The sequence below is a fragment of the Actinomadura luzonensis genome, assembly GCF_022664455.2.
In the GTDB taxonomy this organism is placed as follows: domain Bacteria; phylum Actinomycetota; class Actinomycetes; order Streptosporangiales; family Streptosporangiaceae; genus Nonomuraea; species Nonomuraea luzonensis.
Genome location: NZ_JAKRKC020000001.1, coordinates 4,618,283 through 4,632,216, shown reverse-complemented (window position 1 = coordinate 4,632,216; position 13,934 = coordinate 4,618,283). Strand labels below are relative to the sequence as shown.

Here is a 13,934-nt window from a genome sequence, read left to right as displayed (position 1 = left end):
GAGCGTGGCGGAACCGGATGAACCGGTTGTGAACGCCGGACGATCGGCGCCTTCAGAGGAAGAGGCAGAAGGGATGGCCGTCGGGGTCGAGGAGCACCCGGACGTCGTCCTGCGGCTGGTGGCCGGCGAGGACCGCGCCGCAGTCCACCGCCCGGCGCACCGCCGCGTCCAGGTCGCGTACCTGGAGGTCGAGGTGCTGGGTGGCGGTCTGCCGCCCCGGCTCGCTGGGCCACACCGGGCGGGCGTGGTGGCGGTCGAACTCGAAGCTCAGCGTGAGCCCGCCGCCGGGCGGCCGGATCTGCGCCCAGCCGTCCTCCTCGGTGGTGACCGCCAGCCCCAGCAGCCGGGCGTAGAAGCGGGCCAGCTCCCGCGGCCGCGACGTCGCGACCGTCACGGAGGCGGCGACCGGCCGCGGAGCCCCGTCCGGCGGCGTCACGACGGGGTGCCCGGCGCGGTCTCGGGATGAGCCGCCGACAGCGCGCGGGCCGCGTGGACCAGCGGCACGTGGCTGAAGGCCTGCGGGAAGTTGCCGACCAGCCGGCCGTAGCGGGGGTCGTACTCCTCGGCCAGCAGCCCGACGTCGTTGCGCAGCGCCAGCAGCCGCTCGAACAGGTCCTTCGCCTCCTCCGCGCGGCCCTGCATGGCCATCACCTCGACCAGCCAGAAGCTGCACGCGAGGAACGCGCCCTCGCCGCCGGGCAGGCCGTCCACGTCGTTGTCCTCGGCGAGCGGGTAGCGGAGCACGAAGCCGTCCGACATCAGCTCCTTCTCGATCGCGGCGACCGTGCCGACCACGCGGGGGTCGTCGGGCGGCAGGAACCCCACCATGGGGATCATCAGCAGGGCGGCGTCCAGCTCGGAGGAGCCGTAGGACTGGGTGAAGGTGTTGCGCCGGGGGTCGTAGCCCTTGGCGCAGATCTCGGCGTGCACGGTGTCGCGCAGCGTGCGCCACCGGTCCACGGGGCCGGTGCGGCCGAACCGCTCGACGTACTTGACGGCCCGGTCGAGCGCCGCCCAGCACATCACCTTGGAGTGGACGAAGTGCCGGCGCGGCCCGCGCACCTCCCACAGGCCCTCGTCGGGCTCGTCCCAGTGCTCCTCCACGTAGTCGAGGAGCTGGCGCTGGATCGTCCAGGCCCGGTCGTCGGCTGCCAGGCCGCGGGTGCGCGAGACGAACAGGGAGTTCATGACCTCGCCGTACACGTCGAGCTGGAGCTGGCGGACCGCCTCGTTGCCGATGCGGACCGGCCGGGAGTCCTCGTAGCCGTCCAGCCAGTCCAGGCGCAGCTCGGGCAGGCGGCGCTCGCCGGCGACGCCGTACATGATCTGCAGGTCCTGGGGGCGGCCGGCGATGGCCCGCAGCAGCCACGACCGCCAGTCGGCGGCCTCCTCCAGGTAGCCGTTGGAGATGAGCGCGTCGAGGGTGAGCGTGGCGTCGCGCAGCCAGCAGAAGCGGTAGTCCCAGTTGCGCACGCCGCCGATGTCCTCGGGCAGCGAGGTGGTGGGGGCGGCGACGATGCCGCCGGTCGGCGCGTACGTCAGCGCCTTCAGCGTGATGAGCGAGCGCACCACCGCCTCCCGGTACGGGCCCTGGTAGCTGCACCGCGCCACCCAGTCGCGCCAGAAGGACTCGGTCTCGGCGAGCTGGTCGTCGCACTCGATGCGGGGCGGCATCGGCTCGTGCGAGGGGTGCCAGGTGAACACGAACGGCAGCCGGTCGCCCGCGTTGACGGTGAAGGTGGCGCGGTGGGCGTAGTCGCCGCCCTTGAGCGGCACCGGCGCGTGCAGCCACACCGAGTCGGGACCGCCGATGGCCTGCAGGTGCCCGTCGGTGCGCCGCACCCACGGCACGATGCGGCCGTAGTCGAAGCGCACGCGCAGCACCGTGGAGACCTCGACGCTGCCGGAGACGCCCTCGACGATGCGCACGACGTCGGGGTTGCGGTCGCGGGGCGGCATGAAGTCGACCACGCGGACGGTGCCCGTCGGGGTGTCCCACTCGCTCTCCAGGATGAGCGTGTCCGGGCGGTAGCGCCGGCGGTCGGCGGGCCGGCGGCCGGCCGGGCCGAGCCACCAGTGGCCGTTGCGCTCGTTGCCGAGCAGCGAGGTGAAGCACGAGGGGGAGTCGAACCGGGGCAGGCACAACCAGTCGATGGAGCCGTCCCTGGCCACGAGCGCGGCCGACTGCATGTCTCCGATCAGGGCGTAATCCTCGAGGCGCATGCCTACGACGCTACTCGCCGCGACGGGATCCGGCGATCACGCCGCCCGCGGGCTCCTCCCGCCGCAGCGGGAACCAGCGGGTGAACAACTGCGTCAGCGGCCCGATGGCCAGCGCGAACACCAGCGTCCCGACGCCGACCGTGCCGCCGAGCAGCCAGCCCGCGGCCAGCACGGTCACCTCGATGAGGAAGCGCCCGAGCCGCACCGACAGGCCGAGCCGCACCAGCCCGGTCATGATCCCGTCGCGCGGCCCGGGGCCGAGGCCGGCGCCGATGTAGAGGACGGTCGCCAGCGCGATCGCGGTCACGCCCAGCGCCACGTACAGGGCCTGGAGCACGAGCAGGCGCGGCGTCGGCAGCAGGGCGACGGCGGCGTCGGCGAACAGGCCGAGGAACACCACGTTGCTGATGGTGCCGAGGCCGGGGCGCTGACGCAGCGGGATCCACAGCAGCATCACCAGCGCGCCCACGGCGATGATGACCGTGCCGATGGACACCTGCGCGCGGAGCGCGAGGCCCTGGTGGAACACGTCCCACGGGTCGTTGCCGAGCCCGGACTCGACCTGGAGGCCGATGCCGGCGCCGTACAGGGCCAGGCCGCCGTACAGGCGGGCCAGACGGGCGGGGAGGGATCGTGCTCGCGGAAGGCGCGGAAGGGTGGCGTCGCTCATAGTGGCCCCAGATTGGCAGGCTCCGGCTTGCCAAAACAGGGCCAATCCCGGAAAGTGGCCTTATGCGACATCTCTCGGCGGTCCAGGTGGCCCGGCTCGCCGCCGTCGAGCCCGGCGCCCGCCCCTACTACCGCGCGCTCGCCGACGGCGTGCGCGCGCGCATCCTCGACGGCCAGATCCCGGTACGCGTCCGCCTGCCCGCCGAGCGGCACCTGGCCGAGGAGCTGCGGGTCAGCCGCACCACCGTCACCGCCGCCTACGACCTGCTGCGCGAGCGCGGCTACCTGGAGAGCCGCCAGGGCTCGGGAAGCTGGACCGCGCTGCCCCGCCCGGCCACCACCGCCGACAACCCGTGGCTCAGCACCGACGGCGACGGCCTGACCCAGCTCCACTGCGCCGCCCCGGCCGCGCCCTCCGCGCTGCGCGAGGCGATGCTGGAGGCGGTCGACGACCTGCCGCGCTTCGGGCTCGGCAACGGCTACGACCCCATGGGCCTGCCGGTGCTGCGCGAGCGCATCGCCGCCCGCTACACCGCCCGCGGCCTGGCCACCCGCCCCGAGCAGGTCCTCGTCACCACCGGCTCCCAGCACGCCATCCTGCTCGCGCTCGACCTGCTCGTCGGCCCGGGCGACCCGGTGCTGGTGGAGTCGCCGACGTACCCGCACGCCGTGGACGCGGCCCGGCGGCGGGGCGCCAGGATCGTCCCGGCCGGCCTCACCCACGAGGGCTGGCAGCCCGACCTGCTGGCCGGCGCGATGCTCCAGTCCGGGGTGCGCCTGGCCTACCTCATGCCCGACTTCCAGAACCCGACCGGCGCCCTCATGGACGACGCCACCCGCGCCGCCGTCGCCGCCGCCGCCCGGCGCGCCGGCACGCTGCTGCTCATCGACGAGACCTGGCAGGAGCTGGCCCTGGACGACGTGCCGGAGACCGCCCCGATGGCGGCCTTCGACACCGACAGCCGGGTGATCAGCATCGGGTCGGCGTCCAAGCTGTGGTGGGGCGGGCTGCGCGTCGGCTGGATCCGGGCCACCGCCGCGCTGGCCCGCCGCCTGGCCGTGCACCGCTCGGCCGTCGACATCGCCAGCCCCGTGCTGGAGCAGCTCGTCGTGGCGCGGCTGTTCGACCGGCTGGAGGAGACCCGCGCCGAGCGCCGCCGCGGCCTGCGCGCCGGCCGCGCGGCGCTGGTGTCGGGGCTGCGCGAGCACCTGCCCGAGTGGACGTTCACGGTGCCGCGCGGCGGCGGCACGCTCTGGGTCCGGCTGAACGGCGACGCCGCCACGCCGCTCGCCGAGGCGGCCGCCGGGCACGGCGTGCGGCTCGCGCCCGGCCCCTGGTTCGGGCTGGAGGGCACCCTGGAGGGCTACCTGCGGCTGCCGTTCACGCTCCCGCCGCAGACCCTGGCCGAGGCCGTGCTCCGGCTGCGCGACGCCCGCGCGAACGGCCCGCGCGGGCACGTGCCCGAGTCCCTCATCGCCCTGGTGTGAGCCGCGCCGCCGCTCACTCGCTGACGCCCCTGGCCAGCGGGGCGCGCCAGTTGCGGCGCATGGCGGTGACGCGCAGCCCGAAGGCCAGCACCGCCGCCGCGAGCGTCGCCGGCCAGCCGTGCAGCCCCCACGCCGACAGCGCCGCCATCGCCCCCGACCCCAGCATGGCCGGCACGGCGTAGAGCTGACGGTCGTAGAGCAGGGTGGGGATCTCGCCGGCCAGGACGTCGCGCAGCATGCCGCCGCCGACGGCCGTGGTCACGCCGAGCAGCGTCGCGTGCAGCGGGTTCAGCCCGTACTCCAGGGCCTTCTCGGTGCCGACCGCGCAGAACAGGCCGAGCCCGGCCGCGTCCAGCACCAGGATCGCCGGCATCACCCGGGCCACGTGCGGGTGCCAGAAGAAGACGATGACCGTGGCCGCCACGGGCACCAGCACGTAGCCGAGGCTCTGGAAGGCGATCGGCCGCACGTTGAGCACGAGGTCGCGGAGCACGCCGCCGCCGAGCGCGGTCATCCCGGCCAGCACGAGCATGCCGACCGCGTCGAGCCGCTTGCGCACGCCCATCAGCGCGCCGGACAGGGCGAAGACGAAAATTCCGACAAGATCCAGGATTTGTGACACGTCGGAATGTCTACCGGATCGACGACGGAAGGGCCTCCGCGTGGTAGTGCTCGGCCATCAGCACCCGCAGCCGCCGCGTGAACATGAACAGCGCCACCCCGGCCACGATCGCCATCGCCGCCAGCGCCAGGTAGTACGCCGGCTCCGACAGCACCGCGCCGAGCCGCCCCGTCTGCCCGCCGACCGCGTCGCCCACCGACACCGCGATGAACCACACGCCGAGCATCTGCGCCTTGAACGCCTCCGGCGCCAGCTTCGTCGTCACCGACAACCCGACCGGGCTGAGCGACAGCTCGCCGAACACCTGGATCGCGTACACCAGCACCAGCCACCACACCGACACCCGCCCGGCCTCGGCCAGGCCCGCCGCCACCGCCATGACCACGAAGCTCAGCCCCACCATGACCAGCGCGAAGGCGAACTTCTGCGGCGTGCTCACCCGCGTGCCCAGCCTGACCCAGAGCGCCGCGAACACCGGCACGAAGATCATGATCATCAGCGGGTTGAACGACTGCGTGGTGGCCGCCTGGATGCGCACCCCGAACAGCGACAGGTCGGTGTCGTCGGCGGCGAAGGCCAGCAGCTTGCTCGGCGCCAGGTCGTAGATCATCCAGAACACGGCCGCGGCCACGAACAGCCAGATGTAGGCCTTCATCCGGTCCCGCTCGTCCTGGGTCAGCTCGTGGCTGCCCAGCATGATGTACGCGAAGTAGCAGATCGGCACCAGCAGGATGACCACGGTGACCGCGATCGTCAGCCGGTCGATCGTCAGCGTGCCGCTGAGCGCCCACCCGCCGAGCGCGGCCGCCGCGACCGCGACGCCGAGCGCCGTCAGCCGGCCGAAGCGGCGCCGCTCGGCGGGCGACAGGCGCAGCCCCGGCCGCTCGCCGACGCCGCGCAGGTTGCGGCCGCCCCACACGTACTGGACCAGGCCGAGCGCCATGCCGACCGCGGCGGCGCTGAAGCCGAGGTGCCAGCGGTCGCCCGCCGCCAGCCAGCCGACCACGATCGGCGCGAAGAACGCGCCCAGGTTGATGCCGAGGTAGAACAGCGAGAAGCCGGCGTCGCGGCGGCCGTCCTCGTCCTCGGTGTAGAGCCGCCCCACCATGACCGAGATGTTCGGCTTGAGCAGGCCCGTGCCCGCGATGATCAGCAGCAGCCCGAGCCACACGAACGCCGGCGTCGTCACCGGGATCGCCATGCTGATGTGCCCCAGCATGATGACGAACCCGCCCCAGAACACCGACCTGCGCGCCCCGAGAACGCGGTCGGCGACCCAGCCGCCCGGCAGCGCCACCAGGTAGATCAGCGCCCCGTAGACGCCGACGACCGCCTGCGCCGTCGCCGGCGGCAGGCCCAGGCCCGCGCGGGCGGGCGAGGCGGCCATGAACGTGTAGAGGATCGCGCGCAGCCCGTACCAGCTGAAGCGCTCCCACATCTCGGTGCCGAACAGCGTCGCCAGGCCCCAGGGGTGGCCGAAGAAGGTCCTGCCGTTGCCCGCCATCGCAACGCTCCCTAGTAGCGGTCCGCATCCGGACAATCACTCTACGTGAGAGATGCCGTTCTTTCCGCTCGAGGTCTTGCCGCTACCCGGCCCGTGTGGTGCGATGCATGCCATTCATGCAAGTGAATACTGACTGGAGGCGCCCGCCATGGCCGAGGTCCTCGAAGTCCGCGCCGAGCTCGAGCGGCAGATCGCCGGCCGCACCGTCTGCGGGCAGCTCGCCGAGCTGGCCGAACGGCATCCCGACGCCCCCGCATACTCCGACCCCGGCGACCCCGGCTCCGGCTCCGGCGACCCCGGCTCCGGCGGCGGCTGGCGCACCCTCACCTACGCCGAGGCGCGCCGGCGGGTCCTGGAGATCGCCGCCGCCTTCGCCGCGCTGGGCCTGGCCAGGGGCGAGTCCGTGGCGCTGATGATGGTCAACCGCAGCGAGCACGTGCTGGCCGACCTCGGCGCCGTGCACGCCGGGGGAGTGGGCTGCACGGTGTACGCGACGTTCGCGCCCGAGCAGATCGAGTTCGTGGCCGGCGACGTCGGCGCCCGGTACGCCGTCCTCGGCGGCCCCGCCGAGCTGGCCCGCTGGGAGCCGGTGCTCGGCCGCCTGGACGGCCTCCGCAAGATCATCATGCTGGAGGGCGCGCCCGCCGGCGACGAGCGGTTCCTGGCGTGGGCGGACTTCCTGGAGCTCGGCCGCGCCCGGCTCGCCGCCGACCCGGCCGCGATCGAGGAGCGCTGGCGGGCCGTCACCGCCGACGACGTGGTGACCGTCCTCTACACCTCCGGCACCACCGGCGTGCCCAAGGGCGTCCCGCTCACCCACGGCAACGTCTTCTACGAGGTCGCCGCCACCGACCGGCTCACCGCGCTGCCGCAGCTCGGCACCCAGATCTCCTACCTGACCTACGCCCACATCGCCGAGCGCATCCTCAGCCTCTACCTGCCGCTGGTCAAGGCCTCGCACGTGTACTTCTGCACCGACCTCGCCAACCTCGGCGCCACGCTCGGCCAGGTCCGGCCGATGATGTTCTTCGGCGTGCCGCGCGTGTGGGAGAAGATGATGGCCCGGCTGCTCGCCGTGCTCGCCACCCAGCCGGAGGAGCAGCAGGCCGCGGTGCGCGAGGCCATGGCGGCCGGCCGCGCCTACGTCGAGGCCGGGCAGTACGGCCACACCCTCACCCCCGAGGTGCGGGCCGCCTACGACAAGGCCGACGCCGCCCTCCTGGGGGTCATCCGCGGCATGATCGGCTTCGACCGCGCCGAGTGGACCGCCACCGGCGCCGCCCCCCTGCCGCCCGAGGTGCAGAACTTCTACGCCGGCCTCGGCCTCAAGGTCATCGACGTGTACGGCATGACCGAGACGACCGGCGCGTTCACCGGCAACAGCCCCGCCTGCTACCGCCTCGGCACGGTCGGCAGGGCCGAGCCGGGCGTCGAGGTGCGCGTCGCCGAGGACGGCGAGCTGCTCACCCGCAGCCCGCTCAACACCCGCGGCTACCTCGGCCGCCCCGACGCCACCGCCGACCTCATCGACGCCGACGGCTGGCTGCACACCGGCGACATCGGCACCGTCGACGACGACGGCTTCTACCGCGTCGTCGACCGCAAGAAGGAGCTCATCATCACCGCCGGCGGCGAGAACATCTCCCCGGCCGAGATCGAGAACCACCTCAAGCAGCACCCGCTCATCGGCCAGGCGCTCGCCTACGGCGACAACCGGCCCTACCCGGTGGCCGTGCTCACCCTCGACGCCGAGGTCGCGCCCGGCTGGGCGCAGGCGCGCGGCATCGCCTACGGCTCGCTCGCCGAGCTGGCCGAGCACCCCGAGGTGCTGAAGGAGGTGGCGGCCGCCGTCGAGGTCGCCAACACCAAGCTGGCCCGGGTGCAGCAGGTCAAGCGGTGGGCGCTGCTCGGCGCCGAGTGGACCGCCGAGACCGAGGAGCTGACGCCGAGCCTCAAGCTCAAGAGGCGGATCATCCACGCGAAGTACGCCGACATCCTCGAAGGGCTCTACTCCGGCTGATCCCGCCTTTCCCGGACTTTGCCAACCGGGGCGTGTGTCGAGGGTTTGGCCATTACCGGGCGGTTCCTACCGTCTCGATCATGACCAGAGGACTGCTACTCGCCTCGCTCGCGGCGGGGACGCTCGCGGCTCCCGCGCCCGCGTCCGCCGCCGTCGCGCCCGCCCACAGCGTTTTCCACCGCGTTCCGACCCGGGCCGTCGCGCCCGCGTACGGGGCCGAGCCCGCCATCCGGGCCATCACCGTGCGTCCCGCCGAGCCCGTCGTCGGGGCGCACGGCTCGGTCCGCCTGGTGATCGACGTGGTCGCCAAGGGGGCGCGGGGGAAGAACGGCGTCACCGTCAAGGTGGAGCCCGGGCCGCCGCCCGGCCCGCTCCTCGCGTCCAAGCCGCCGCTGCCCGCCGAACCGCCGATCGCCCGCACGCCCGGCCGCCCGCCGGTCATCCGCACCCCCGTCCGGCCGCCGTCCCCCCGAACCCCGGACCAGCCGCCGTCTTCCCGCACTCCCGACCAGCCGCCGTCCGTCCGCAGCCCCGCCGAACCGCCGTCCGTCCGGACGCCCGAGGAGCCTCCCGCGGTCCGCGCCCCTGAGGAGCCGCCGGCCGCCCGCAACCCGCAGGAGCCGCCGTCCGCCCGCACCCCGGACCAGCCGCCGCCCGTCCGGACGCCCGAGCAGCCACCGTCCGAGCAGCCGCCGTCCGGCTACATCCCCGGGCAACAGCCGCCCGGCACGACCGGCCCTGGCACCGGCCCGGCCGCACCCGGCGCCTCCTCACCGGGCGCCTTCTCACCGGATGGTGCCGCACCGGCGGGTCCGCCGAGCGCGTACGCGCCCGCCGTCCAGCCCGCCACCGCCGGCGCGTCCGCGAACGTGTCCGCCACCCCGCAGGCCGGCGAGCGCCCGGCCCTCCCTCAGCGCCTGGCCTGGCGCCGCGCGGCCCCGTCCACGCCCCGCCCGGAGGCGGGGACGTCCGGCGGCTGGGAGACCTGGCGCTTCCTGCCCGACAAGAAGCTCAGCCGCTACTACCCGACCGGCACCTGGACGGTCACCGCCACCGCCCGCGGCAGGGACGGCCGGACGGTGACCGAGTACGCCGCCTTCCAGTTCCGCCGCGCCACCCGGCTCTCGCCGGTCCACACCGACCAGGCCAAGTCCGGCGACGGCGTACGGGTGCGGGGCACGCTGACGCGGGTGGACCCGCGCGGCCTGACCGACTACGGCCCGTTCGGCAGGCAGCGCCTGGAGATCCTGTGGCGCCCGGACGAGAGCGCCGCCTGGGAGCCGGTCGGCGAGGCCGTCACGGACGCCGCGGGCGCGTACGTGAGCACGATCACGGGCCGGACGAAGGGCTACTGGCGCGTCCGCTACCCCGGAACGGGTCACTACGCCTCCGACGCCACAAAATCCCGACAAATCGCCCAATAGGCCGCCTGTTGCCAAACCGTGATCCACTTTGCCGCAACTTTGCTTGACCTTTGCGCGTCAATGGTTGACGTGCCCTGTCTGGGGCGCGTACGAGACGGGGAAGGAAGAATGAAGATGCGACGAATCGCAGCCGGTCTGGCCGCGGCCGCCCTGGGCGCCTCGGTGCTGGCGACGGCGGCCTCGCCCGCGTTCGCGGACGAGCCGGACCCGGACTTCGTCGGCGGCAACACCAGCCTGACGCTCGACGCCAACCCCGAGCCGGCCTGGCGCGGCAGGCCGATCGACCTCGACGGCAAGCTGTCGGTCGAGTGCGAGGAGGACTACATCAGCGGGTTCGTGCAGGTGATCCACTCCGACGCCTGCAGCAAGCAGGAGCGCTGGCACCGCCTGGCCTGGAAGCGGATCGTGATCCTCTTCCGTCCGGACGGCACCGGCAAGTGGGAGTACGTCGACTCGGTCAGGACCGGCCGCGACGGCTACTTCCACACCCGGGTCCCGGCCCGCACGTCGGGCACCTGGCGCGCCGTCTTCGAGGGCGCCCGGTACCTGGAGCCCTCGGAGGGCGCCGACTACGTCAAGGTGATCGGCCGCCGCCACCACTGATCCGCCCCCGCCGACGCGCGGAGCAGCACCACCGGACGCCCGGCCGCCCACGCGGCCGGGCGTCTTCCCTTCCCGGAAGGGCCGCTCAGTAGGACACCGACACGTGCCCCCGGTGGAGCCCGCCGCGCCCCGCCTCCGCCTCGTCCACGATCGCCACCGCCAGGTCCGCGAACGAGAACGCCGCCTCGCCCCCGGCCGCCTCCGGCAGCCGCTCGTCGCCGATCCGGTAGCGCCCGGTCCGCTCCGCCTGCTCGTCCAGGAACACCGGCGGCGGCGCGAGCACCACCCAGTCCAGCTCCGACTCCCCGTACACGGCCAGCTCCGCCGCGTGCCCCAGCGAGAACGCCCGCCCGTCCGCGGGGAAGTCCGGCGTGTCGACGACCCGGACGCCGGGCGCCACCTCCAGCAGGGTGCCGATGCCGACCGCCACCAGCCGCCGCACCCCGGCCTCGCCCAGCCCGTCCACCAGGGCGCGGGCCGCCGCCTCATGGAACTCCCGCGCCGGCACGTCCAGCCGCGTCGCCGTCTGGACGGCCACGTCGTGCCCGGCCGCGACGCGCGCCACGCTCGCCGCGTCGGTCACGTCGCCCGCGACCACCCGGACGCGCCCGCCCGCCGGCCCCTCGTGCCTGCCGGGGTCGCGCACCACGGCCGTCACCTCGTGCCCCCGCCCGGCGGCCTCGGCGACCACCCGCCGCCCCGCCCGCCCGCCGGCCCCGAACACCACGATTGCGCTCATCGCCCGTCAACTCCGTCCTCGTGTCGCCGCGGCCGGCCGGTCGCCGGGCCGCGCACGCCGACGGTAGAGGGCGGCGGGTCGCTTTCCGCAACGATAGCGACCTACGATGACCGCATGGCTGAGCCGCTCGATCCGGACATGTTCGCCGGTTGCCCGCCCGTCGCCGCCCCCATCCGCATCGGCGACAAGTGGACCGCGAAGATCACCCGCTGTCTGGAGGCCGGGCCGCGCCGCTTCACCGAGCTGCAGGTGCCGCTGCTCGGCATCACCCCGAAGGTGCTCACCGAGTCGCTGCGCGCGATGGAGCGTGACGGCCTGCTGACCCGCACCGCCTACGACGAGATCCCGCCGCGCGTCGAGTACGAGCTGACCGACCTCGGCCGCAGCCTCCTCACGCCGATGAACGCCGGCTGCGAATGGTCCCGCCGCCACCTGCGCGACCTGCTGCGGGCCCGCGACGCCTGGCACGCCGCCTCCTGACCCGCGCCCCCGGCGGAATCGATCTCCGGCCCGGGGTGTTGTCGTGCGGTGACGGGTGGGTTTTGAGGGTGGCCGGAACGGCGTCGTAGGCTGGCCCTCTGGCGAACGAACTGGAGGTGACGTCCCGTGTTGCGAGACTCGTTCGGACGGGTGGCGACGGATCTTCGGGTGTCCCTCACGGACAAGTGCAACCTGCGGTGCACGTACTGCATGCCGCCTGAGGGCCTCGACTGGCTGCCGAACGCGCAGCTCCTCACCGCGGACGAGATCGTCCGCCTGGTCGCCATCGGCGTCGAGCGCCTCGGCGTCACCGAGGTCCGCTACACCGGCGGCGAGCCGCTGCTGCGGCGCGAGCTGGCCGACATCGTGGCCCGCACCGCCGCCCTGGAGCCGCGCCCGCAGATCTCGCTGACCACCAACGGCATCGGGCTGGCCCGCCTGGCCGGGCCCCTGGCCGCCGCCGGGCTCGACCGCGTCAACGTCTCGCTCGACACCCTCGACCCGGACGTGTTCAAGCGCCTGGCCCACCGCGACCGGCACGCCGACGTCGTCGCCGGCCTCGCCGCCGCCGACCGCGCCGGCCTCCGCCCCGTCAAGATCAACACGGTGCTCATGCGCGGCGTCAACGAGCACGAGGCCGTGCCGCTGCTGCGCTGGTGCCTGGAGCACGGCTACGAGCTGCGCTTCATCGAGCAGATGCCGCTCGACGCCCAGCACGGCTGGAGCCGCGAGGCCATGGTCACCGCCGACGAGATCCTGGGCCTGCTGTCGGAGGCGTTCGACCTGACGCCCGACGACCCCGAGGACCGCGGCAGCGCGCCCGCCGAGCGGTTCCTGGTCAACGGGGGCCCGGCGCGGGTCGGCGTCATCGGCTCGGTCACCCGGCCGTTCTGCGGCGCCTGCGACCGCGTCCGGCTCACCGCCGACGGGCAGATCCGCAACTGCCTGTTCGCCACCGAGGAGTCCGACCTCAAGACCGCGATGCGCGCGGGGGCCACCGACGACGAGCTGGCCGCCCGCTGGCAGGCGGCGGTCGCCCGCAAACGCGCCGGGCACGGCATCGACGACCCGTCCTTCCTGCAGCCCTCCCGGCCGATGTCCGCCATCGGCGGCTGACCGGCGCCCCGCGATGCCCGCCGCCCGCCGCCCGGACCCCCGCCCCGACCCGCGCCCCGACCCGCGCCCGCCCCGGGCCTTCGACGCGGTGATCCTCGCCGGGGGAGAGGCCAGGCGGCTCGGCGGACAGGACAAGCCCGGCCTCACCGTCGGCGGCCGCACCCTCGTCGAGAACGTCGTCGCCGCCGTCCGCGAGGCCCGCCGCACCATCGTGGTCGGCCCCGAACGCCCCATCCCCGGCGTGCGCTTCGCCCGCGAGCACCCGCCGGGCGGCGGCCCCGTCCCCGCGCTCGCCGCCGGCCTGGCGCAGGTCACCGCCCCCTGGGTGGCCCTGCTCGCCGGCGACCTGCCCTTCCTCGGCCGGGCGCACATACACGCCCTCCTCGACGTCGCGCCCCCAGGCAGGGGCGCGGTCATGCTGGACGACGGCGGACGCGAGCAGTGGCTGGCCGGCGTCTGGCCGGCGGCCGGGTTGCGCGGCGCGCTCGCCGCCTACACCGGCCGCTCGCTGCGGGGCCTGCTGGCCCCCCTGGCCGGCGCGCGCCTCACGCCGCCCGGCCGCCCCTGGTTCGACTGCGACACGATCACCGACCTGGAGGAGGCGCACATGCACGTGCTCAACGAATGGACCGCCCTGGCCTGCAAGGAGCTGGGCATCGACCCGGCCACGGTGGACCGCGACCAGATCCTCGACCTCACCAAGGAGGTCGCCCACGGCGTGGCGCGGCCCGCCGCGCCGCTGACGGCGTACCTGCTGGGGCTCGCCCAGGGAGCGGGCACCGCGCCCGAGGACGCCGTCGCCAGACTGACCACATTGGCGAAGAACTGGCCGGCCGCGGCCACCGGGACGCTGACAGAGGGCTGACACTCGAACGAACTCTTGAAGTCAAGCTCGCTCCCGCCTGAAGATTTCCTGTGAATAACGGGGCGGGAGGGAGTGAAAACGATTTCGGGAAAGCAGTCCTATCCGAATCGCCCCGGCGCCGCCGCGCTAGATCGTCCGCAAGCGGAGGTTTCTCCAGGAAAAGGGCGACGCCGGGTGGTTA

Annotated in this window: 13 protein-coding genes; 7 read left to right on the top strand and 6 right to left on the bottom strand. The window is 74.1% G+C overall.

Annotation, left to right across the window (positions count from 1 at the left end):
- Positions 1-52 precede the first annotated feature (52 nt).
- The 3 genes from MF672_RS22155 to yczE are packed head-to-tail and all read right to left on the bottom strand — an operon-like array spanning position 53 to position 2,893.
- A complete protein-coding gene (locus MF672_RS22155; protein ID WP_247815381.1) occupies positions 53-436 on the bottom strand; it encodes a VOC family protein in 384 nt (127 codons plus the stop codon).
- Positions 433-2,223, bottom strand: a complete 1,791-nt coding sequence (locus MF672_RS22150; RefSeq protein ID WP_242377938.1) for a glycoside hydrolase family 15 protein — start codon at positions 2,221-2,223, stop codon at positions 433-435. Before MF672_RS22150 ends, MF672_RS22155 begins: the two co-directional genes overlap by 4 nt.
- Before the next feature lie 10 nt (positions 2,224-2,233).
- A complete protein-coding gene (yczE, locus tag MF672_RS22145) occupies positions 2,234-2,893 on the bottom strand; it encodes a membrane protein YczE (RefSeq protein WP_242377941.1) in 660 nt (219 codons plus the stop codon).
- A gap of 62 nt (positions 2,894-2,955) precedes the next feature.
- Between yczE and yczR the strand changes: the two genes are divergently transcribed.
- Positions 2,956-4,380, top strand: coding sequence for a MocR-like transcription factor YczR (gene yczR / locus MF672_RS22140; RefSeq protein ID WP_242377943.1), 1,425 nt, complete (start codon positions 2,956-2,958; stop codon positions 4,378-4,380).
- Positions 4,381-4,393: 13 nt separating this feature from the next.
- Here the strand turns inward: yczR and MF672_RS22135 are convergent, their stop codons facing one another.
- Positions 4,394-5,002 carry a trimeric intracellular cation channel family protein gene (locus MF672_RS22135; RefSeq protein WP_242377946.1) on the bottom strand — a complete coding sequence of 203 codons (609 nt, stop codon included), beginning with the start codon at positions 5,000-5,002 and terminating at the stop codon, positions 4,394-4,396.
- Between the two features lie 10 nt (positions 5,003-5,012).
- On the bottom strand, positions 5,013-6,506 hold the full coding sequence (locus MF672_RS22130; protein WP_242377948.1) for a peptide MFS transporter: 1,494 nt from the start codon (positions 6,504-6,506) through the stop codon (positions 5,013-5,015).
- 148 nt (positions 6,507-6,654) lie between these two features.
- Here MF672_RS22130 and MF672_RS22125 point away from each other — a divergent pair, with 148 nt between their 5' ends.
- The 3 genes from MF672_RS22125 to MF672_RS22115 all read left to right on the top strand — a co-directional run bounded on the left by MF672_RS22125 (position 6,655) and on the right by MF672_RS22115 (position 10,553).
- Positions 6,655-8,526 carry an AMP-dependent synthetase/ligase gene (locus MF672_RS22125; RefSeq protein WP_242377951.1) on the top strand — a complete coding sequence of 624 codons (1,872 nt, stop codon included), beginning with the start codon at positions 6,655-6,657 and terminating at the stop codon, positions 8,524-8,526.
- An 80-nt stretch (positions 8,527-8,606) separates the two neighbouring features.
- Positions 8,607-9,950, top strand: a complete 1,344-nt coding sequence (locus MF672_RS22120) for a hypothetical protein (RefSeq protein ID WP_242377953.1) — start codon at positions 8,607-8,609, stop codon at positions 9,948-9,950.
- Positions 9,951-10,064: 114 nt separating this feature from the next.
- On the top strand, positions 10,065-10,553 hold the full coding sequence (locus tag MF672_RS22115; protein ID WP_242377955.1) for a hypothetical protein: 489 nt from the start codon (positions 10,065-10,067) through the stop codon (positions 10,551-10,553).
- A gap of 85 nt (positions 10,554-10,638) precedes the next feature.
- Here the strand turns inward: MF672_RS22115 and MF672_RS22110 are convergent, their stop codons facing one another.
- Complete coding sequence (locus tag MF672_RS22110; RefSeq protein ID WP_242377957.1) at positions 10,639-11,292, bottom strand: NAD(P)-dependent oxidoreductase; 654 nt, start codon at positions 11,290-11,292, stop codon at positions 10,639-10,641.
- A 114-nt stretch (positions 11,293-11,406) separates the two neighbouring features.
- Between MF672_RS22110 and MF672_RS22105 the strand changes: the two genes are divergently transcribed.
- From MF672_RS22105 to MF672_RS22095, 3 genes are all read left to right on the top strand, one after another.
- On the top strand, positions 11,407-11,772 hold the full coding sequence (locus MF672_RS22105) for a winged helix-turn-helix transcriptional regulator (RefSeq protein WP_242377960.1): 366 nt from the start codon (positions 11,407-11,409) through the stop codon (positions 11,770-11,772).
- A gap of 126 nt (positions 11,773-11,898) precedes the next feature.
- On the top strand, positions 11,899-12,888 hold the full coding sequence (gene moaA / locus MF672_RS22100) for a GTP 3',8-cyclase MoaA (protein ID WP_242377962.1): 990 nt from the start codon (positions 11,899-11,901) through the stop codon (positions 12,886-12,888).
- A 13-nt stretch (positions 12,889-12,901) separates the two neighbouring features.
- Positions 12,902-13,753, top strand: a complete 852-nt coding sequence (locus MF672_RS22095; RefSeq protein WP_242377964.1) for an NTP transferase domain-containing protein — start codon at positions 12,902-12,904, stop codon at positions 13,751-13,753.
- Positions 13,754-13,934 lie beyond the last annotated feature (181 nt).